20 protein-coding genes are annotated in these 18,789 nt (G+C 62.6%); 5 read left to right on the forward strand and 15 right to left on the reverse strand.

Annotated features, from left to right (window positions below):
- Positions 1-18 precede the first annotated feature (18 nt).
- A complete protein-coding gene (locus tag AC0VX3_RS10385; protein WP_342892010.1) occupies positions 19-699 on the reverse strand; it encodes a GntR family transcriptional regulator in 681 nt (226 codons plus the stop codon).
- A gap of 280 nt (positions 700-979) precedes the next feature.
- On the opposite strand from AC0VX3_RS10385, the gene trhO reads away from it, so the two are divergent.
- The 3 genes from trhO to AC0VX3_RS10400 all read left to right on the forward strand — a co-directional run bounded on the left by trhO (position 980) and on the right by AC0VX3_RS10400 (position 2,763).
- Positions 980-1,804, forward strand: a complete 825-nt coding sequence (gene trhO, locus AC0VX3_RS10390) for an oxygen-dependent tRNA uridine(34) hydroxylase TrhO (RefSeq protein ID WP_475524643.1) — start codon at positions 980-982, stop codon at positions 1,802-1,804.
- Positions 1,805-1,895: 91 nt separating this feature from the next.
- A complete protein-coding gene (locus AC0VX3_RS10395; RefSeq protein WP_475524644.1) occupies positions 1,896-2,486 on the forward strand; it encodes a hypothetical protein in 591 nt (196 codons plus the stop codon).
- A gap of 52 nt (positions 2,487-2,538) precedes the next feature.
- Positions 2,539-2,763, forward strand: a complete 225-nt coding sequence (locus AC0VX3_RS10400) for a hypothetical protein (RefSeq protein WP_475524645.1) — start codon at positions 2,539-2,541, stop codon at positions 2,761-2,763.
- 44 nt (positions 2,764-2,807) lie between these two features.
- Here AC0VX3_RS10400 and AC0VX3_RS10405 read toward each other — a convergent pair whose 3' ends face one another.
- Entirely contained in the window at positions 2,808-3,698 is an 891-nt protein-coding gene (locus AC0VX3_RS10405; RefSeq protein WP_475524646.1) for an SMP-30/gluconolactonase/LRE family protein, read from the reverse strand.
- An 84-nt stretch (positions 3,699-3,782) separates the two neighbouring features.
- Complete coding sequence (locus AC0VX3_RS10410) at positions 3,783-4,253, reverse strand: Lrp/AsnC family transcriptional regulator (protein ID WP_342892015.1); 471 nt, start codon at positions 4,251-4,253, stop codon at positions 3,783-3,785.
- Positions 4,254-4,437: 184 nt separating this feature from the next.
- Here AC0VX3_RS10410 and ald point away from each other — a divergent pair, with 184 nt between their 5' ends.
- On the forward strand, positions 4,438-5,577 hold the full coding sequence (gene ald, locus AC0VX3_RS10415) for an alanine dehydrogenase (RefSeq protein WP_475524647.1): 1,140 nt from the start codon (positions 4,438-4,440) through the stop codon (positions 5,575-5,577).
- Between the two features lie 127 nt (positions 5,578-5,704).
- Here the strand turns inward: ald and AC0VX3_RS10420 are convergent, their stop codons facing one another.
- From AC0VX3_RS10420 to AC0VX3_RS10440, 5 genes are all read right to left on the reverse strand, one after another.
- A complete protein-coding gene (locus AC0VX3_RS10420; protein WP_342892017.1) occupies positions 5,705-5,977 on the reverse strand; it encodes a hypothetical protein in 273 nt (90 codons plus the stop codon).
- A gap of 100 nt (positions 5,978-6,077) precedes the next feature.
- On the reverse strand, positions 6,078-6,347 hold the full coding sequence (locus AC0VX3_RS10425) for a glycine zipper domain-containing protein (protein WP_342892018.1): 270 nt from the start codon (positions 6,345-6,347) through the stop codon (positions 6,078-6,080).
- Positions 6,348-6,396: 49 nt separating this feature from the next.
- Positions 6,397-6,666, reverse strand: a complete 270-nt coding sequence (locus AC0VX3_RS10430; RefSeq protein ID WP_475524648.1) for a glycine zipper domain-containing protein — start codon at positions 6,664-6,666, stop codon at positions 6,397-6,399.
- A gap of 234 nt (positions 6,667-6,900) precedes the next feature.
- Positions 6,901-8,523, reverse strand: a complete 1,623-nt coding sequence (pgi, locus tag AC0VX3_RS10435; protein ID WP_475524649.1) for a glucose-6-phosphate isomerase — start codon at positions 8,521-8,523, stop codon at positions 6,901-6,903.
- A 125-nt stretch (positions 8,524-8,648) separates the two neighbouring features.
- Positions 8,649-9,437 carry a delta-class carbonic anhydrase gene (locus tag AC0VX3_RS10440; RefSeq protein WP_475524650.1) on the reverse strand — a complete coding sequence of 263 codons (789 nt, stop codon included), beginning with the start codon at positions 9,435-9,437 and terminating at the stop codon, positions 8,649-8,651.
- A 216-nt stretch (positions 9,438-9,653) separates the two neighbouring features.
- Here AC0VX3_RS10440 and AC0VX3_RS10445 point away from each other — a divergent pair, with 216 nt between their 5' ends.
- Entirely contained in the window at positions 9,654-10,211 is a 558-nt protein-coding gene (locus tag AC0VX3_RS10445) for a PilZ domain-containing protein (protein WP_475524651.1), read from the forward strand.
- Between the two features lie 71 nt (positions 10,212-10,282).
- Here AC0VX3_RS10445 and eda read toward each other — a convergent pair whose 3' ends face one another.
- The 7 genes from eda to AC0VX3_RS10480 form a co-directional block, all read right to left on the reverse strand.
- Entirely contained in the window at positions 10,283-10,921 is a 639-nt protein-coding gene (gene eda, locus AC0VX3_RS10450; protein WP_475524652.1) for a bifunctional 4-hydroxy-2-oxoglutarate aldolase/2-dehydro-3-deoxy-phosphogluconate aldolase, read from the reverse strand.
- A gap of 295 nt (positions 10,922-11,216) precedes the next feature.
- The gene (edd, locus tag AC0VX3_RS10455) at positions 11,217-13,037 is read right to left on the reverse strand and encodes a phosphogluconate dehydratase (protein ID WP_475524653.1); all 1,821 of its coding nucleotides are present in this window, start codon (positions 13,035-13,037) and stop codon (positions 11,217-11,219) included.
- 151 nt (positions 13,038-13,188) lie between these two features.
- Positions 13,189-14,664, reverse strand: coding sequence for a glucose-6-phosphate dehydrogenase (gene zwf / locus AC0VX3_RS10460; RefSeq protein ID WP_342892024.1), 1,476 nt, complete (start codon positions 14,662-14,664; stop codon positions 13,189-13,191).
- A 114-nt stretch (positions 14,665-14,778) separates the two neighbouring features.
- Entirely contained in the window at positions 14,779-15,726 is a 948-nt protein-coding gene (locus AC0VX3_RS10465) for a carbohydrate kinase family protein (protein WP_475524654.1), read from the reverse strand.
- Positions 15,727-15,831: 105 nt separating this feature from the next.
- Positions 15,832-16,605 carry an ATP-binding cassette domain-containing protein gene (locus AC0VX3_RS10470; protein ID WP_475524655.1) on the reverse strand — a complete coding sequence of 258 codons (774 nt, stop codon included), beginning with the start codon at positions 16,603-16,605 and terminating at the stop codon, positions 15,832-15,834.
- The gene (locus AC0VX3_RS10475) at positions 16,605-17,687 is read right to left on the reverse strand and encodes an ABC transporter permease (RefSeq protein ID WP_348149412.1); all 1,083 of its coding nucleotides are present in this window, start codon (positions 17,685-17,687) and stop codon (positions 16,605-16,607) included. The genes AC0VX3_RS10470 and AC0VX3_RS10475 overlap by 1 nt, the downstream gene beginning before the upstream one ends.
- A gap of 79 nt (positions 17,688-17,766) precedes the next feature.
- Positions 17,767-18,783, reverse strand: coding sequence for a substrate-binding domain-containing protein (locus AC0VX3_RS10480; protein ID WP_475524656.1), 1,017 nt, complete (start codon positions 18,781-18,783; stop codon positions 17,767-17,769).
- Positions 18,784-18,789 lie beyond the last annotated feature (6 nt).

Below are 18,789 nucleotides of genomic sequence, written 5' to 3' on the forward strand. Positions count from 1 at the left end.
GGTCGTTCGAAGCCGGGCCTACTCCGCGGCTTCCGCCCGGAAGTGTTTTTCCAGAAAGGCGCCTGTGGTGCGGTAGTGGTCGAGCAGCAGCCGGCATGCGGTATCGGTGTCGCGGTCAACCGCGGCATTCATGATGTCCGTGTGTTCCCTGCCGATGTCCCGTTTGGAATAATTCAAAGCCCTGCCTGCAAGGTACCGGTAGCGGATGTTGAGGTCATAGAGCTGATTGCAGAACTTCAGCAGCACCGGCGAGTGGCAGGCACCGATAAGGTTCATGTGAAAGGCCTTGTGCAACTCCTCGAACCGCTCAATGTTCTCGCGCGGTTCGCGCACCATCCGGTGATGGCTGAGGACGAGCGTGTCCTCCCAGTCGGTGCTCGCATGTTTCAGGCTCTCGCGCAGCGCCATTTCCTCAAGCTGGCAGCGCAGCTTCAGGATTTCCGCGAAATTGTGGGGGCTGATTTCCGCGGCCCGGAATCCCCTCTGGTCGAGCCGTTCCACCAGCAGGTCCGACACCAGCAGGGTCAGCGCCTCCCGGATCGGGGAGCCACCCATGTCCAGGAACTTGCGCAGGTTCTCGATTTTGAGTTTTTCGCCGGGCGACAGTTCGCCGATCAGGATCATCCGCCTGATGGCAAGATATGCGCGCTGGGTGGCGGAGGGCTCCTGAGCGGGATCAGTATGCGGTTTTATGGCCATTTTTCTATAATATCGATTTTCTGACGGGTATACCAGTTTCATTTACGCTGATCCACCGGTCGCCACAAAGAGAAATTTGTGCACGAGCGGACCTGGCGCCGGTCGGGCCCAGCCGGAAGGCAGGAGCCCGGCATGGTCCCGGCCAGGTCCGGGGAAATGCGGACTTTGCAGTCGAGGCTCCGGGGCTGTATAGAGGGCGCCAGAAAACCGGATCGCGACGCAGGTCGCCAGGTGCGCCCGCCCGATCCGGCCCCATGTTCCGGACACAAGATCAAGCCTGATGAACGACATTCTTGTTGCAGCCCTCTACCAGTTCACGACACTCGACGACTTCGAGGCGATGCGTGACCCGCTCAAGGTCTTTTGCGAGGCCCGGGATGTGCGCGGCAGCCTGCTGCTGGCCGCGGAAGGCATCAACGGCACCCTGTGCGGTCCGGAGGCCGGCGTGCGCGCAGTTCTGGATCACCTGCGCAGCGATCCAAGGCTGAAGGGGCTGGTTCACAAGGAGGCCTGGACACATCGCCACGTCTTCAAGCGGATGAAGGTGCGCCTGAAGCAGGAGATCGTGAGGCTTGCGGTGGACGGTATCGATCCGAACGAGATCGTCGGCCAATACGTCAAGCCGGAAGACTGGAACGATCTCATTTCCGACCCGGACGTGGTCGTGATCGACACCCGAAACGACTATGAGTTTGCTTTCGGCTCGTTCGAGCGGGCGCTCAATCCGCAAACCCAGGCCTTCCGGGAGTTTCCGGATTGGGTTGAGGGCGCGGCCCCGTTGAAGGCCAAACCGAAGGTGGCCATGTTCTGTACCGGAGGCATTCGCTGCGAGAAGGCCACCGCATGGATGCTGCAGAACGGCTTCGAGGACGTCTACCACCTGGAAGGCGGGATCCTGAACTACCTGGAGACAGTGCCGCAGGACCAGAGCTTGTGGAAAGGCGAATGTTTCGTGTTCGACGACCGGGTGTCCGTCGATCACCAGCTTCAGCCGTGCTGGGGCGCCTGGGTTCCCGAGGAAGCGCGCCATATCCTCAACGAGGATACGGATTACGAAAAGGGCCTGAGCGTGGGTGCGGGTGCCCTCGCGGAAACCAAATCTTAACGTTTGTTAACTTTTTCGCTTTAACGCCCTGTGAATCTTTCCTAAAGTCAGCAGTGCACAGAAAGTGCCTGCACCAGACTGGGGGAAGTTCATGCGTCACAGGTTCTGGAGCGCCGCCGCAGTTGCGCTGGCCGTCATTCCGTTTCTTGGTTCTTCCGTTCATGCCGGCGGGCGGGCATTGTCCTGCTACGAGCAGGCCACGGTGCCGGCCGTCTATCGGACGGTGCATCAGAAGGTTCTGGTTCAATCGGCGTCGAGCCATCTGGTTCGCAAACCCGCCGTCTACGGCTATCAGACACGGCGCGTGCTGGTGCAGCCGGAGCGAGTCAGCTACCGCACCTCACCGGCGGTCTACCAGACGCAGCGGAGCCGGGCACTGGTGCAACCGGCCAGCGTCGGCTGGGAGTACCGGATGATCAAGGGGCGCAAGATCCTGTGCAAGGTTCAGCACCCGGCGGTTTACAAGACAATCAATCAGCGGGTCCTGGTTCAGCGGGCCTCGAAGGTCGCCGTCCGGCAGCCCGCCATCTACAGCACCGTCAGGGAAAAGGTTGTGGTCCAGCCCGCCTCAAGTTACCGGGTGCAAAAACCGGCCGTCTACAGGACCGTGGCCCGGCAGATCCTGGTCCAGCCCGCGCAGACGGTCTGGAAGCCGGTCCGGGTGCGTGGTTGCCGGTACTGACGCCGGATCGGTCCGGTACAGGATCGCGATACTCCATCAGCGGGGCTGAAACATGATTTGCACATTGGTCGCGTCGTCGATCCTGCTCTCCGTGCAAGGCGGTTCGATGGCGGTGCTCATTGCCGAAAACCAGTCAGTGCGCATCTACAACGAGCAGACCGCCAGCGGCGATCAGGCCATCGTGCATCTCTTCGGCGAGACCAAGATCCAGGTGCCCGGTGTCACTGCTGAACAGGTGATCGCAGCGCTGAAGACCTGCGGGCGTCAGCAAGACTGACAGATGGTCGGGCAGGGCTCAGGAGGCCTTGCGTCGCTCGCTGCTCAGGCCGCCGCGGTTCTGAACCGGTATGTCTTCAAGCCCTTCCGGCCATGACCTTCCACCAGAAACAGCCCGCCCGACATCGTGTCCGGTTCGGTTGCGGTCGGGTCGGCCGGCTGTCTGATGCTGGTGACGATCAGGTGATCGAGATCCGGGCCGCAGAAGCACGGCATGGTCGGTTTTGCGACCGGAAGACCGATCGCCTCCAGCGGATTGCCGTCGGGGGCAAAGCAGTTCAGCACGCCGGCGGAGACACCCGCGCTCCAGTAATTGCCGTTTGCGTCCACCGTGGCTCCGTCCGGACGGCCGGTGGCATTGGTCTGCTGGGAAAAGAGCATCTTCGAGCCGAGGGCACCGGTCTCAGGGTCGAAGCCGTAGCGCTCGATCCAGCCGGGCGACGTGTCGGAATGGAACATGTAGGTGCCGTCCGGCGTCCAGGCGAGGCCGTTGGAGCACTGCAATTCGTCCCGGATCTCGGCGACCTCGCCACCCGCGTCGATCCGGTAGAGGCCGGCAATCGGCGCGCGCGGTGAACTGGTGTCCATCGTGCCCACCCAGAAAGCCCCGTCAGGGCCGACCTTGCCGTCGTTGAGGCGGGTGCGCGGCTCGTGCGCCTGCACGTCCGCCAGAACATCCCTGGAGCCGGTGTCCGGATCGAACAGGATGACCTTGTCCCAGACGCCGACGATCAGCCTGTCATCGTCGGTCAGGCCGAAGGAGCCGACTTCATTGTCGAAGTGCCACGTGGTGATGCTGCGGCTTTCCCAGTCCATCGACTGGATGGTGCGGCCCTGGATGTCGGCCCAGAGCAGGCGGTTTTTACGATCATCCCAGGTCGGGCATTCGGCAAGTTGATACGTCGTGTCGATAAAACGGGTAATCGTGTGGGACACCGTGGCGGGTTCCTTGAAAAGCCGGGCATTTGAACGGATGCGGACTATAGCGGGCAGCGCCTTCTGCGTCGAGGCTGCTGGCGGTTATTGGGCCGCCTCCAGCGGGATAGCCGTCCTGCGGACAATCGGCCGGATGGCGAAGGACGATTTCATCCTGAGCACACCCGGCAGCCGGGAGAGGTGGTCACGGTGGATGCGCTCGAAATCGATCGGATCTGCGGCCGTGAGACGCAGGATATAATCGGCGTCGCCCGCCATCAGGAAACACTCCATGATTTCCTCCGAGCGGGCGACGGCGCGTTCGAAATTCTCCAGTGTTTCCCTGGATTGTCCGGTCAGGGAGATTTCCACGAAGATGTCCATGTGCCGGCCGAGTTTCTTCTGGCTCAGCAGCGCCACGTAGTTCTCGATGATGCCCGCATCTTCCAGGGCGCGCATGCGCCTGAGGCAGGCGGAAGCGGACAGGCCGACCTTTTCTGCAAGGTCCGCGTTGGCGATCCGGCCGTCGCTTTGCAGGACGGTGAGAATTTTCCGGTCGAGACGATCGAGCTTCATGTATGCTGCACCGCAATTATTGCTGACATCGGGATGGTATCCAGCATTAAATTTGATGAATGGTCAACCTGTTGCAATAAAATTGCGCAAAATCGCTCTTTCCTCCCTCCGAACGCAAGCACATGCGATCCAGCCGGGCGTAAACTTGGAGGCAATCAAACCGGCTTCCAGAGGAGACTTGGTCATGCGCATCGGTGTTCCCAAAGAGATCAAGAATCATGAATACCGGGTCGGCCTGACCCCGGACAGCGTCCACGAGATGGTGGCGCACGGCCACGAAGTCGTGGTCGAAACCAATGCGGGGGCCGGTATCGGTGCCGCCGACGCCGACTACGAGGCCGCCGGTGCGCGGATCCTGTCGAGTGCCGGGGAAGTGTTCGAAAGCGCGCAGATGATCGTCAAGGTCAAGGAACCGCAGGCGGTCGAGCGCGCGATGTTGCGCCCGGATCACATTCTGTTCACCTACCTGCATCTGGCGCCGGACGCGGAGCAGACAGCCGATCTGGTGAAGTCCGGCGCGACCTGCATTGCCTATGAAACCGTGACCGATGCCCGCGGCGGGCTGCCGTTGCTGGTGCCGATGTCCCAGGTGGCGGGGCGCCTGGCGGTGATTGCCGGCGCGAAGGCACTGGAAAAGGCCCATGGCGGCTCGGGGACCCTGATCGGCGGTGTTCCCGGTGTCGCACCGGCAAAGGTCGTTGTGATCGGCGGCGGTGTCGTTGGCTCCCATGCGATCACCATGGCGGTCGGACTGGGCGCGGATGTCACCGTGCTTGATCGCAACACGGCGGTTCTGGGAGAGCTTGCCCAGACCTTCGGACCGGCCCTGACGACGATCTATTCCACGAAAGCTGCCCTGGAAAAGCATGTGCTGGACGCCGACCTCGTGATCGGTGCCGTGCTGGTGGCCGGTGCGGCGGCCCCCAAGCTGGTCTCCAGGGATCTGGTCAGCCGGATGAAACCGGGTTCGGTGCTGGTGGACGTTGCCATCGATCAGGGTGGCTGCTTTGCCACCTCGAAGGCGACCACGCATTCCGACCCGACCTATATCATCGACGATGTCGTGCATTATTGCGTGGCCAACATGCCGGGAGCCGTTCCGAAGACGTTGACCCACGCGCTCAACAACGCGACGCTGCCGTTCGCTCTGGCACTGGCCGACAAGGGCGCCAAAAAGGCGCTGCTCGACGATCCGCACTTTTTGCCGGGGCTCAACGTGATCGGCGGGCAGGTGACCTGCGAAGCGGTTGCCACCGCTCTGGGGTACGACTATGTCGATCCGAAGGTGGCGCTGGAGCAGGCACGGGCAAGCGCCGCGGCCTGATCAGGGTTGATTTCGAAACACGACAAGGGCCGGCTTTCAGGAGCCGGCCTTTTGTTCAGGCTGGCGCGCTCTGCCACCGCGTTCGGGATGGTTCGAGCGAAAAATCAGATGGAGATCTTTTTGGACCTCAAGGACACCGCACCTTGTAGGGGGTGCCGTCCTGGTCGCGGGCGATGCAGTTGCGGGGGGTGGTGACGACGCCGACGATACCGCCGCCGATGGCGCCGAGCGCCACGCCGGCGAGGGTGGCGTTCACGGTCGATCCGGCGATGGCGCCGATTGTGGCACCCGTGGCGGCACCGAGACCGGCGCCGATCAGCATTCTGTCCCGCTGGCTTTCAGTATTGGCGCAGCCGGCAAGAAAGAGCGCGAGTGCGGATGCGACAAGGATGGGTTTCATCCTGATTCCCCTGGCGAAAACAGTTATCCGCCAAGGGTGTCGTCAGATGGTTAACAGATCGTTACCATCAGTCCGGTTATCCCGGTTTACGATGCCGGTATCAGGGACAGGCGACCCTGTAGGGATTGCCGTAGCGGTCATAGGCAACGCAGTTTTTCGGAGTGGTCGCCGATCCGACGATGGCACCACCGGCCCCGCCGATGGCCGCGCCGACAAGTGCCGGACCCACGCCGCCGCCGGCGGCAGCGCCGATCACGGCACCGGTCGCGGCGCCAAGGCCGCCGCCCACCAGCGCTCTGTCCCGCTGACTGTCGGACTGGCAGCCCGCAACGAACATGGCTGCCGCGGCAACCAGAACAAGTCTTTTCATCAATTCTACCTGTAAGTTAGCATCTCAGTCTGAAATGTGCCTGCTGGGATCAGGGGCAGGCGACCCTGTAGGGGTTGCCGTAGCGGTCATAGGCAACGCAGTTCTTCGGCGTGGTTGCGGATCCGACGATCGCACCGCCTGCCGCACCGATCGCACCGCCGATCAGGGCTCCGCCGACATCACCTGTTGCAGCTGCGCCGATAGCAGCGCCCGTGGCAGCACCCAGACCGCCGCCTACCAGGGCGCGGTCACGCTGGCTGTCGGACTGGCACCCAGCCAGAGCAAGGCCAACTGCTGCGAGCAGAACAAGTTTTTTCATCGATACCATCTCCCTTGGGGTCCGCCGATGGCGGCGCGACCGACAAAATATAAGCCTCGCCGAGACTAAGCCGCTTTCCCGGCACGGGCAATCTCTCATTGCCTTACAGGTCAGCGTCCTGCCGGACAGTCGATTCAGGCTCCCGGCATGGTGGACCAGACCGCTCTGGTCGGGCGAAATTATGGCGAGAGCGCCCAAGGTGTAAACGCCATTGAGTAAAGAAAGTTCCTTCGATCAGCCTCGAAGTTTCATCAAAAGCCCTTTTGTAGAGGAATCCTTGGATGCCGCCGGTGCCTCGCCCTTGACCATGGGAAGCAGGGCGGTCGCAAGTTCCTTGCCCAGTTCGACGCCCCACTGGTCGAAGGAATTGATCCCCCAGATCACGCCCTCGACAAAGACCCGGTGTTCATAAAGCGCGATCAGGCGGCCAAGTGCGAATGGCGTCAGCTGGTCGTAAACCAGCGTCATCGAGGGCCGGTCGCCGGGAAACACCTTGTGCGGCGCGAGACGGTCGACGTCCTCGCCGGACAGGCCCGCAGCGCTCAGGTTGTCCCGGGCCTCGTCAAGGGTCCTGCCGAGCATCAGCGCCTCGGACTGCGCCAGGCAGTTTGCGATCAGCAGATCGTGGTGATGCTTGAGATCGTCCTCGTGCCCGTTTGCGGCGATCAGGAACTCGCAGGGAATAACCGTCGTTCCCTGATGCAGCAACTGGTAGAAGGCGTGCTGGCCGTTGGTCCCCGGTTCGCCCCATACGAGGGGACCGGTGTCCTGCGCCGCCGGGCTTCCGTCCAGGCGCACGCTCTTGCCGTTGGATTCCATGTCGAGTTGCTGCAGATAGGCCGGCAGACGCGACAGGCGCTGGTCGTAAGGCAGCACCGCCCTTGCGCCGTATCCCAGGAGATCCCGGTTCCAGACCCCGATCAGTGCCATCAGGACCGGCAGGTTGCTGTCGAGCGGGGTTTCGGCGAAATGGGTATCAAGCGCGTGTGCGCCTTCCAGGAAATCAGTGAAGGCATCCGGGCCGATGGCGATCATCAGCGGCAGGCCGATGGCCGACCAGATGGAATACCGGCCACCGACCCAGTCCCAGAAACCGAACACGCGGGTTTCGTCGATGCCGAAGGCGGCAACCTTGTCGAGGGCGGTCGACACGGCCGCGAAATGGTCGCCGACGGCGTCCTCGCCCAGGGCGTCCGCGATCCAGGTGCGCGCGGTCTGCGCATTGGTCATGGTTTCGATGGTGGTGAAAGTCTTCGACGCCACGATGATCAGGGTCGTGGCCGGATCGAGACTTTCCAGCGTGTCGGCGATATGGGCGCCGTCCACGTTCGATACATAGTGGAGTTCCGGGCCGTCATGATAAGGCCTGAGCGCCAGGGTGGTCATGGCCGGGCCGAGGTCGGAGCCGCCGATGCCGATATTGACCACATCGGTGAAGGCATCGCCGGTGAAGGAGGTCAGCTCACCGGAGCGGACGGCTTCGGAAAAGTCGGCCATGGCGTCCAGGACCGCATGCACGTCGGGCATCACGTCCTTGCCGTCGACCAGCACCGGACGGTCGGAGCGGTTCCTGAGAGCCGTGTGCAGGACCGCGCGGTTCTCAGTCGTGTTGATCTTTTCACCGGAAAACATGGCCGCGCGCCGGCCTTCCACATCGGCGGCCCTGGCCAGGTCGAGCAGCAGGGCGAAGGCCGTGGCGTCGATCTTCGACTTCGAATAATCGAGCAGGAGATCGTCGAAACTGGCGGAGAAGCTGTCGAAGCGGTCCGGGTCGCTTGCGAAAAGCGCGCGCAGGTTGGTCTTGCGCAGCTGTCCGGCCTGCCGCGCGAGGGCCTCAAATGCTTCGTCGAGAGCCATGAACAATCCCCTTCAACCGATTTAACAGGCCGGTCTCCTGCCGATGCCGGCGGCGCCCCGAATACCACAGAGGTCCTGCGAGGTGGAGTGAAAATTGCGGCGCCGCCTCCGGACCGGTGCGAGGCTCAGTTGATCGGGGCCAGAAGTTCCGGTGCGGTCACGAGCTGGCGCACGCCGTGAGAATGATCTTCTTCGAAGACGTTGCCGTTCCGGGCCCAGGCGTTCAACGAGTTGATATCCAGTTTCGCGCATTGGGGGCGGACGCTCCAGGTCACCTGAAGCGGCGAGCAGACTTCCTCGGTGTAGCTCGGTCCGGTGGTGGAGCCGATAAAGGTGACCGGGGCTCCGGTTCCCGAGGGCAGGGCCTTGGGCTGATGCAGACCCTCGCGCATCGTGCCGTCATAGGAAAATCCGCCAAAATCCAGCGCGGCGGGGTCGTTCACGACGAGAAAGGCCTGGGCTTCCACACGCAGCTGCGGATTGGCGCAGGTCTCCGACATGCAGGAGTCAAGGCCTTTGCCCGGCTCGATGTCGCAGGAGGAATAAACCCAGTGGACCTCGATCGTGTCGCCCGGCCTGACGCCGTGAAAGGCGGTGCTGTCAGGTTCGGCGAGCTCTGCCGCGGTCAGGCCGTCGGTGCCGTTGCACCTGAAGCCGCCCGACTCGCCATCGCCGGCGAAGATCGCAAAGCCCGGACCCTTGTGTTCGGCATTTGTGTGCGTGTGGATATTGCAGAGGTTCAGCTGATCGGCCGCGGGCGCGATGGACACCGCGTGCGTATTCAAGCCGTTTTTGTCGGCAATGTCCCGGGGCGTCTGAGGGCCGAAGCCCTGGCACAGGGCGGCGGCATGAGCCGACGTGGCCAGAAACGAGACCGCGCAGAACAGCGCGGAAATTTTAAGAACACCGGTCATTTTCTTCTCTCTTGCCTTGCCATCTGCTGGCATCGTCCGTCAGACTTCTGGGCTCCGCGCCGAATGGAAAATTTGCGGAGACACCTGATGTGTAAATGAGAATCGTGACGGTTTGCATCGCCACCTTAAAGGAACTTAAACTTCCGTCGTGTGGTACTTTTCAATAGATTTTTATCGATTGGAAATCCGCATGTCCCAGCCTCGGATGATTTGGAAATGAAGCCGGAAGACAAATTAGGCGATCTCTCTCATCTTCTGGATCAGCCGGACGCGGAAGAAGACGTGCTGATTGTTGATTTCGATACGATGTCGGTCATCGAAGCAGTCATCTCCAACGTCAACGAATGGGGATGCCGTATTGCCTCGGCCGAGATCAAGGAGCTCTACAAGAACATCGGTATCCGCGCCCAGGGGTCGAACAAGCTCGTCAAGGCTCTCGTGACATCCGCCAAGAAGGACTTCGCGGTGGTCGTCTTTGCCAAGTCCGAACAGACAGTCAGCGACAAGCGCCGGGAGAAACGCAACAACGTCAATATCGCCGCCAAGTTGTCGGATCTCGAGGGGATCACCGAGATCACGGGAACAATCGTGGACGCGGGCAACAACGGATGCCGTATCATGGCGGACGGCATGACCGCGTTGCCCGAGGAAGTGGTCCTCACCATGAAGAAGTTCGACCGCCCGGTCATCGCGGAATTCGCATGGCGCAATGAAGCGTCCGCAGGTCTGCGGCTGCTGTGGGACCGCACGCTCGAGGAAAACGAGAAGGCCTGAGGCCGGTGCCCGGCCCGGACGAGATGCCCGGACGAGACGCCCGGGCATGACATGAGACCGCGCTGCGGTTGTCAGCCTTTCAGACCCGCGGCAGCCCGCGCGCGGTCCTCGATGCCTTGCCAGTCCTCGGCGGCGATGGCCTTGGCATCGGCGATCCAGGATCCCCCCACGCACAAAACATTCGGAAGCTTCAGGTAGTCCGGGGCCTTGTCGAGGCTGACGCCGCCCGTCGGGCAGAACTTCGCAGCCGCCAGCGGCGAGGAGAGGGACTTCAGGTAGGAGGCGCCGCCTGCCTGCTCGGCAGGGAAGAACTTCAACCGCTGATAGCCGCGCTCCAGCAGGAACATGACTTCCGATGCGGTGGCCGCGCCCGGCAGCAGGGGGACGCTGTGCTGGTCAGCGGCATCGAGAAGGGCCTCCGTCGCGCCCGGAGACACGATAAAGCGCGCACCGGCGGCGATGGCGGCATCATATTGCCTGTCGTCGAGCACCGTGCCCGCGCCGACGATCGCGCCTTTGACATGCTCGTTGACCGCATTGATCGCTTCCAGGGCACGGGGCGTGCGCAAGGTGATTTCAATCGACGGCAGTCCGCCGCGCACCAGGGCCTCGGCCATGGGCACAGCCTTTTTCGGGTCCTCCACCACCAGCACCGGGATCACCGGCGCGGCGCACATCACCTGTTCGATCTTTTCTATGTCCTGGGCCATATCGCCTCCCTGTATTCTTTTAGTGTGTGTTGACCGCACCGATAGATCTGAATTCCAGTTGGAAGGATCGGTGCGGCCCGTAACCTTCCGAGCGCAATCCCGTGCTCCGCAGTGTCTTTCCGTCAAACAGGACGGCCCTTCGCGAGACCGGTTTCGCCCCTAACCGATCGATCGTGTCGGCCGACAAGGGCGCAGAAGAACACCGCCGAACAAAAAGCGAGACCGTGAAATGCGGCAACGCGCGGTCAAACGACGGTCGACTGATGGCACAACGTCAGTTTCCACGTGCTGGCTCCTATTCCCCAAACACATGCGCTCCGGTGTCTGCCGTTCCGACATTGCTGCGGAAGGCGGCGAAGAGATCGCGGCCGACGCCGAATTGATGGTGGCTCAAGTCGGCCTGGGCGAGGGGGCGGGCGTTGAACTCGGCTTCATCGACGAGAACCGTCAAATCGCCGCTGATCGCGTCCACCCGGATCATGTCGCCGTCCCGGATCCGCGCAATCGGACCGCCGTCGGCGGCTTCCGGCGTCACATGGATCGCCGCCGGCACCTTGCCGGAGGCCCCGGACATGCGGCCATCGGTGATCAGGGCGACCTTGTGGCCGCGGTCCTGGAGGATGCCGAGGCAGGGTGTCAGCTTGTGCAGCTCGGGCATGCCGCAGGCTTTCGGGCCCTGGAACCGCACAACGGCGGCGACATCGCCGGTCAGTTCCTTGTTGTTGAAGGCTGTCAGGAAGTCGTTCTGATCATGGAACACGCGCGCGGGCGCCTCGATGATGTGGCGATCCGGGGCGACCGCCGAGATCTTGATGACGGCCTTGCCCATGTTGCCGGTCAGCATCTTCAGGCCGCCCGTCGGCTGGAAGGCCTTGGAGACAGGGGCGAGAACCGTTTCGTCGCCGGAAACCGCCGGGACCTGTTCGCGGACCACGTTGCCGTTGGCGTCGAGCCTGGCTTCGACCGTATAGCCCGACAGATCGGTGCCGTGAATAGTCTTAACGTCCTGGTGCAGGTAGCCGTCGCCGAGCAGTTCGCGGATTAGGAAGGCAAGCCCGCCGGCGGCCTGGAAGTGGTTCACGTCCGCCTTGCCGTTCGGGTAGACACGGGCAAGCAGCGGGACCGTGTCGGAGAGATCGGAAATGTCGTCCCACGTCAGCCGGATGCCCGCGGCGGCGGCGATCGCCACCAGGTGCATGGTGTGGTTGGTGGAGCCGCCGGTGGCGTGTAGGCCGACCACACCGTTGACGATGGCCTTCTCGTCGATGATCTCGCCGGCAGGCGTAAACTCGTTGCCGAGTGCGGAGATCGCCAGCGCCCTTTTGGCGGCTTCGCGGGTCAGCGCGTCGCGCAGCGGCGTGCCCGGATTGACGAAGGATGCGCCCGGCATGTGCAGGCCCATGATCTCCATCAGCATCTGGTTGGAATTGGCCGTGCCGTAGAAGGTGCAGGTTCCCGGAGAGTGATAGGCCTTGGATTCGCTTTCCAGAAGGGCGTCACGGCCGACCTTGCCTTCGGCATAGAGCTGGCGGACCTTGGCCTTGTCGTCGTTGGAAATGCCGGTGGTCATCGGGCCGGCAGGCACGAACACGGCCGGCATGTGGCCGAAGGACAGCGCGGCGATGGCCAGGCCCGGGACGATCTTGTCGCAAATGCCGAGGAACACGGCGGCGTCGAACATCTGGTGCGACAGGCCGACGGCGGCCGCCATGGCGATCACGTCACGGGAAAACAGCGACAGTTCCATGCCGTCCTGGCCCTGGGTGACGCCGTCGCACATGGCCGGGACGCCGCCGGCGACCTGGGCGACGGCGCCGACTTCATGAGCGGCCTGACGAATCAGGGCCGGATAGGTTTCATAGGGCTGATGGGCCGACAGCATGTCGTTGTAGGAGGTGATGATGCCCAGATTGGGCACCACGTCACCGGACAAGGCCTGCTTGTCGGAAACACCGCAGGCGGCGAAGCCGTGGGCCAGGTTGCCGCAGGACAGGCGCGAGCGCTGCGGTCCCTTGTCGGCGGCCCGGCCGATCCGGTCCAGATAGAGGGAGCGGCTGTCGTGGCTGCGTTTGACGATCCGTTCGGTAACGTCGCCAATGCGATCCTGGATGGTCATACCTGTGTTTCCTTTGCTAGCCGTCGGGCGGCCTGGCTCTTGCGTTATCCGGCAGACAGGGCGCTCCTCGCGCGCCCGTACCCCGTTCAATCGATTTGACCGACGAAGGCGCTGCCGGGAAAGGCGCTGCCGGGTGGTCCGGACCGCGGGGTCAGGCCCCGTCGTCCTCCGCCCAGGTCCGGCCGTCGCGTTCCACCAGGGCGATCGAGGCGGAAGGTCCCCAGGTGCCCGCGGTGTATCCCTTCGGCGTGTCCTTGGACGCGGTCCACGCGGCCTGGATGGGGTCGATCCACGCCCAGGCGGCATCGACTTCGTCCCGGCGCATGAACAGGGTCTGGTTGCCGCGGATCACGTCCATGATCAGCCGCTCATAGGCATCCGGGTTGCGCACCTTGAAGGCTTCCGCGAAGCTCATGTCGAGCGGCACCTGACGCAGGCGCATGCCGCCCGGGCCGGGGTCCTTGATCATGATCTGCATCTGGACACCTTCATCGGGCTGCAGGCGGATGATCAGGCGGTTTGCGGTGATCGCGCCGGCTTCGGCATCGAAGATGGAATGGGGGATTGGCTGGAACTGGACGACGATTTCCGACACGCGCTGGGCAAGCCGCTTGCCGGTGCGCAGATAGAACGGCACACCCGCCCACCGCCAGTTGGCGATTTCGGCCTTCAGGGCGACAAATGTTTCCGTGCGGCTCTCGTCATTGCCGAGCTCCTCCAGATATCCGGGAACGGCTCCGCCGGCCGAGGCTCCGGCCCGATACTGACCGCGCACCGTCAGCCTGTCGATATTCTGTTCGCTGATCGGGGCGAGCGCCTTCAGCACTTTCAGCTTTTCGTCCCGGACGCTGTCGGCGTTCATGGATTCCGGCGGCTCCATCGCCACCAGGCACAGCAGCTGCAAGATGTGGTTCTGGACCATGTCGCGCAGGGCCCCGGCGGTGTCGTAGTAGCCGGCGCGGCCACCTGTCCCCAGGGACTCGGCCACGGTGATCTGCACATGATCGATATGCGCCGCGTTCCAGAGCGGCTCGAACAGCGCGTTGGCAAACCGCAGAGCCATCAGGTTCTGCACCGTTTCCTTGCCGAGATAGTGATCGATACGGAAGATCTGGTCTTCCTCGAACACGGCGCCGACCGTGTCGTTGAGCGCTTTCGCGGAGGCGCCGTCCTTGCCGATCGGTTTTTCCATGACGACGCGGGAATGCTCGTTGACGGCGCCGATCCGGCCAAGATTTTCGCAAATCGTGCCAAACAGATCCGGTCCGACCGCCAGGTAGAAGGCCCGGATAACGTCCGGACGGTCATCAAGGATGGTCTTCAGGTCCTCGAAACCCACGCCTGTGGCAATGTCGATCTTGACGTAGCGCAGGCGCTTCAGAAACTGTTCCAGGTGTGCGTCATCGAGATCGGCGACATGCTCTTCCAGGGCCTTTCTGGCATAGTCCCGGTAGTCGTCGTCGGAATAATCACGGCGCGCGCTGCAGATGATGCGGGCCTCTTCCGGCATCTGGCCGTCGGCATCGCGATGGTAAAGGGCCGGCAGAAGCTTGCGGTGGGCAAGATCGCCGGAGGCCCCGAACACGATGAGATCGAATTCATCCACTTCAATGACGCGTACCGCCATGCTTCTTTCCTTCTCTACAGCTTTGCTGTCCTGCGGAGCACTGGTGGCGCGGTCAATGTTGCACTGCACCTGTGCGTCAGGTTTTTAAATCGGTTTAATTCTCTTGTCAGCCCCTCAATTCAAGGCGGACCATTCTTTTTCCAGTTCGCTTTTGCGCGGCAGGTCGGCGCCGCGCCTGGAACAGGTGATCGCGGCTGCCTTGACGGCGAACTTCAAAAGGCGTTTCAGGCGCGCCTCGTCCAGGGTCGAGAGTGTCTCCCGGTTCAGGACGCCCAGATGTCCGAGGCCGGCCAGAAGTGCCGCCTGGAAAGTGTCTCCGGCCCCCACCGTATCCTCGACTTGTACCCTGATGCCAGGACAGTCGACGGTGACACCGGACGCATAGGCCGAAGCGCCGTCTTCGCCCCTGGTGACGATCACGAGGCTGGCGCCGGCGGAGAGCCACTTGCGCGCGATCTCGGTGACAGGTTCACCGGGGGCGATCAGCTCCAGATCCTCGTCGCTTACCTTGACGAGGTCTGTCATCGGGATCAATGCCTCCGTGTTGCGGCGCCACCGGTCCATGTCGCCGACAACCGTCGGGCGGATGTTCGGATCGAAGGAGATCAGCGCATGGGGCCTCTCCCGTTCTATCAGTGCTTTCAGGGCTTTGGAAACCGGTTCTACCAGTGCCGTGTAGGAGCCGACATGCACGAACGAGGGCGGCGCTTCGAAATCCGGCAAATCGGCTTCCGTGATCATGCGGTCGGCGGCGTTTTCGCCATAGAACGTATAGGCAGGCGATCCGCGATCGTCTTTCTGTACCACGCTCAGCGTCGTCAGGTGATCGGTGCGCAGGATGTACCGCTCCGAGACCCCCTCCTTGCGGAATTTTCCGACCAGTTTCTCACCCAGCGCATCGTTCGAGATGCCGCCGAAGAAGGCGGCGTCCTGGTCCAGTCGTGCAAGTCCCATGGCCACGTTGAAAGGTGAACCGCCGATACGCCCGTCAAAGGAGACGCTGTCGCCGGTCGTGTTTTCGCCAAAGAGATCGAACAGCGCTTCACCGCAAATCAGATACATATGTCTTCCAGAACTCTTGTTTTCTTTTCAGGGATAGGCGCAGGCAATGCGCCGTTTCCGACGGCATTCAGCCGATTTTTTCAGGCCACCTATTCAGACATGGCCTCACGCCGCAAGGCTCCCGGGCGGGTCCATGGCCCCTGTCATGATCGCGACCGCGTCGGACATGGAAAAGTCCGAGGGCCTGATCACGCAAGCGCGCTTGCCGAGCCGGTGAATGTGAATGCGATCGGCGACCTCGAAGACATGGGGCATGTTGTGGCTGATCAGGACGATCGGCATTCCTCTTGCCTTCACATCCTTGATGAGCTCCAGGACACGCCGACTTTCCTTGACACCGAGGGCCGCCGTCGGCTCGTCCATGATGACCACCTTGGAGCCGAAGGCCGCGGCCCTGGCGACGGCCACGCCCTGGCGCTGGCCACCGGACAGGGTCTCCACCGCCTGGTTGATGTTCTGGATCGTCAGCAGGCCCAGTTCGTTCAGCTTGTCGCGGGCAATCTCCTCCATCTTCCTGCGGTCGAGCTGGCGCAGCCAGGTGCCGCGAAAGCCCTGTTTCCTCAGCTCGCGGCCCATGAACATGTTGTCCGTGATCGACAGGGCCGGGGACATGGCAAGGGTCTGGTAGACCGTCTCGATGCCGGCATCGCGCGCGTCGATCGGCGAGCCGAAATGCACCGGCCTGCCATCAAGGAGGATCTCGCCGCCGTCGGGCAGCACCGCGCCGCTGAGGGCCTTTATCAGGGTGGACTTGCCAGCCCCGTTGTCGCCGATCACCGCCAGGATCTCGTCCGGATAGAGTTCGAAATCGGCGTGGTCCATGGCCACCACACGGCCGTAGCGCTTGACCAGTTTGCGCGCCTGCAAAACAGGTTCCATCAGACTGACACCTTTCTGATCCACTGGTCGATCGCGACCGCACCGATGATGAGAATGCCGATCAGGAGGTATGTCCACTGGGCGTCCGCGCCGAGCAGGCGCAGGCTGAGCGTGAACACGCCCACGATCAGGGCGCCGAACAGCGTGCCCAGCACCGATCCGCGCCCGCCGAACAGCGATATGCCACCGATCACGACGGCGGTGATGGATTCAATGTTCGCAAGCTGACCGGTGGTCGGCGAGACCGAGCCGATGCGGCCGATCATCGCCCAGCCGGCGAAAGCACAGATCAGGCCGGACACCATGTAGACGGAGATCAGCACCTTTTTGACCTGTACACCGGACAGTTTGGCCGCCTCCGGATCGTCTCCGACCGCATAGACGTGGCGGCCCCAGGCGGTTTGCCGCAAGGCATAGGCCAAGACGAGGATCAGGACCACCATGAAGATCACACCATAGGTGAAGATCGCACCGCCCACATTGACCTTGGTGCCGAAGAACTGCAGCAGCGGAGCGTTGGCGGCGATGTCCTGGGAGCGGATGGTCTCATTGGCGGAATAGAGGAAATTCGTTGCCAGCACGATTTGCCACATGCCGAGCGTCACGATGAAGGGCGGCAATTTCACAACGGCGACGAGGAAGCCGTTGAGATAGCCGCACAGGGTGCCGCAGACGAGGCCGCAGGCGATGGACACTTCCACCGGCAAGCCGTATCTGAAGGTGAACTGACCCATGACCACAGAAGACAGCACCATGATCGCGCCGACCGACAGGTCGATGCCCGCGGTCAGGATGACGATGCTCTGCGCTGCGGCGACAATTCCGACGATCTGCACCTGCTGCAGGATCAGGGTCAGCGCGAACGGCGAGAACAGTTTCGAGCCCAGCAGCAGCCCGAAGACGACGAGAGACAGGACCAGGACAATCAGCGGTACCAGCGACGGTGTCTGGTGCAGCCTGTGCTGGATTTTCTGTCCGATGCCGTGACCGTGGTCATCGAATGAGGCGACGGCCTGCGGAGCGGCTGCCGCGGCGGCTTCGAAGCCGGCCTGGTCACCGGCCGGTTTTGTGTCTGAGGTCATGCCTGTTTTTCCTCCCTGCGCCATTCCTGAAGGGGGCAATGTCTCCCATGCCCCCTTCGTGTCTTGCTATCGGGGAAATCTAGCCCCAGCAGAGATCGGTGCCCTTGGCGGTGTCGATGGAGTCAACGCCGTCGACGGGCTTGTCGGTGACCAGAGCAACGCCGGTGTCAAAGAAATCCTTGCCGGGTGTCGGCTCGGGCTTCGTGCCATTGTCGGCCCAGGACTTGATCGCCTCAATGCCGAGCGAGGCCATCAGCAGCGGATACTGCTGCGACGTGGCGCCGATCACGCCGTCCTTGACGTTCTGCACACCCGGGCAGCCGCCGTCGACGGACACGATCAGAACGTCGTTCTCGCGGCCGATGGACTTCAGGGCTTCATATGCGCCGGCAGCCGCCGGTTCGTTGATGGTGTAGACGACGTTGATCATGGGGTCCTTGGCAAGAAGGTTCTCCATGGCCCGGCGGCCGCCTTCCTCGTTGCCCTGGGTGACGTTGTTGCCGACGATGCGGGCGTCGGTCTCGTCACCCCATTTGTTCGGATCGCCCAGGTCGATGCCGAAGCCTTTCAGGAAACCCTGATCGCGCAGAACGCCGACACTCGGCTGGCTGATGGCCAGGTCCAGCATGGCGATCTTTGCATCCGCGGCCTTGTCGCCGAGGCTGGCGGCAGCCCAGCTGCCGATCAGTTCACCGGCCAGGAAATTGTCGGTTGCGAAGGTCGCATCCGCGGCATCGATCGGTTCAAGCGGCGTATCGAGAGCGATCACGACCAGACCGGCGTCGCGGGCCTGCTGAACAGCCGGCACGATGGACGACGTGTCGGACGCGGTCAAAAGAATGCCCTTGGCGCCATCGGCGATGCAGGTCTCGATGGCCGCTACCTGGGTTTCATGGTCGCCGTCGACCTTGCCGGCGAAGGATTTCAGCTCGATGCCGAGTTCTTCAGCCTTGGCGGTCGCCCCTTCCTTCATCTTCACGAAGAACGGGTTGGTGTCGGTCTTGGTAATCAGGCAGGCAGAAATATCTGCTGCCGCGGCCGGAGCAACCGCCGTAACGGCGAGAACGGATGCTGTCGCAAGTAGTTTGCGGATCATGTTTTT

This window comes from Roseibium sp. QJM3NY_11 (genome assembly GCF_056173175.1).

Excerpts from the sequence above, each read along its gene's own strand:
- AC0VX3_RS10400 (WP_475524645.1), top strand. The coding sequence starts at position 2,539 with ATGATTTGCACATTGGTCGCGTCGTCGATCCTGCTCTCCGTGCAAGGC.
- AC0VX3_RS10445 (WP_475524651.1), top strand. The coding sequence starts at position 9,654 with ATGAAGCCGGAAGACAAATTAGGCGATCTCTCTCATCTTCTGGATCAG.
- AC0VX3_RS10440 (WP_475524650.1), bottom strand. The coding sequence starts at position 9,437 with ATGACCGGTGTTCTTAAAATTTCCGCGCTGTTCTGCGCGGTCTCGTTT.
- AC0VX3_RS10420 (WP_342892017.1), bottom strand. The coding sequence starts at position 5,977 with ATGAAACCCATCCTTGTCGCATCCGCACTCGCGCTCTTTCTTGCCGGC.
- trhO (WP_475524643.1), top strand. The coding sequence starts at position 980 with ATGAACGACATTCTTGTTGCAGCCCTCTACCAGTTCACGACACTCGAC.
- AC0VX3_RS10395 (WP_475524644.1), top strand. The coding sequence starts at position 1,896 with ATGCGTCACAGGTTCTGGAGCGCCGCCGCAGTTGCGCTGGCCGTCATT.
- eda (WP_475524652.1), bottom strand. The coding sequence starts at position 10,921 with ATGGCCCAGGACATAGAAAAGATCGAACAGGTGATGTGCGCCGCGCCG.
- AC0VX3_RS10480 (WP_475524656.1), bottom strand. The coding sequence starts at position 18,783 with ATGATCCGCAAACTACTTGCGACAGCATCCGTTCTCGCCGTTACGGCG.
- pgi (WP_475524649.1), bottom strand. The coding sequence starts at position 8,523 with ATGGCTCTCGACGAAGCATTTGAGGCCCTCGCGCGGCAGGCCGGACAG.
- AC0VX3_RS10475 (WP_348149412.1), bottom strand. The coding sequence starts at position 17,687 with ATGACCTCAGACACAAAACCGGCCGGTGACCAGGCCGGCTTCGAAGCC.
- AC0VX3_RS10470 (WP_475524655.1), bottom strand. The coding sequence starts at position 16,605 with ATGGAACCTGTTTTGCAGGCGCGCAAACTGGTCAAGCGCTACGGCCGT.
- AC0VX3_RS10410 (WP_342892015.1), bottom strand. The coding sequence starts at position 4,253 with ATGAAGCTCGATCGTCTCGACCGGAAAATTCTCACCGTCCTGCAAAGC.
- AC0VX3_RS10465 (WP_475524654.1), bottom strand. The coding sequence starts at position 15,726 with ATGTATCTGATTTGCGGTGAAGCGCTGTTCGATCTCTTTGGCGAAAAC.
- AC0VX3_RS10425 (WP_342892018.1), bottom strand. The coding sequence starts at position 6,347 with ATGAAAAGACTTGTTCTGGTTGCCGCGGCAGCCATGTTCGTTGCGGGC.
- AC0VX3_RS10430 (WP_475524648.1), bottom strand. The coding sequence starts at position 6,666 with ATGAAAAAACTTGTTCTGCTCGCAGCAGTTGGCCTTGCTCTGGCTGGG.
- AC0VX3_RS10385 (WP_342892010.1), bottom strand. The coding sequence starts at position 699 with ATGGCCATAAAACCGCATACTGATCCCGCTCAGGAGCCCTCCGCCACC.
- ald (WP_475524647.1), top strand. The coding sequence starts at position 4,438 with ATGCGCATCGGTGTTCCCAAAGAGATCAAGAATCATGAATACCGGGTC.
- edd (WP_475524653.1), bottom strand. The coding sequence starts at position 13,037 with ATGACCATCCAGGATCGCATTGGCGACGTTACCGAACGGATCGTCAAA.
- zwf (WP_342892024.1), bottom strand. The coding sequence starts at position 14,664 with ATGGCGGTACGCGTCATTGAAGTGGATGAATTCGATCTCATCGTGTTC.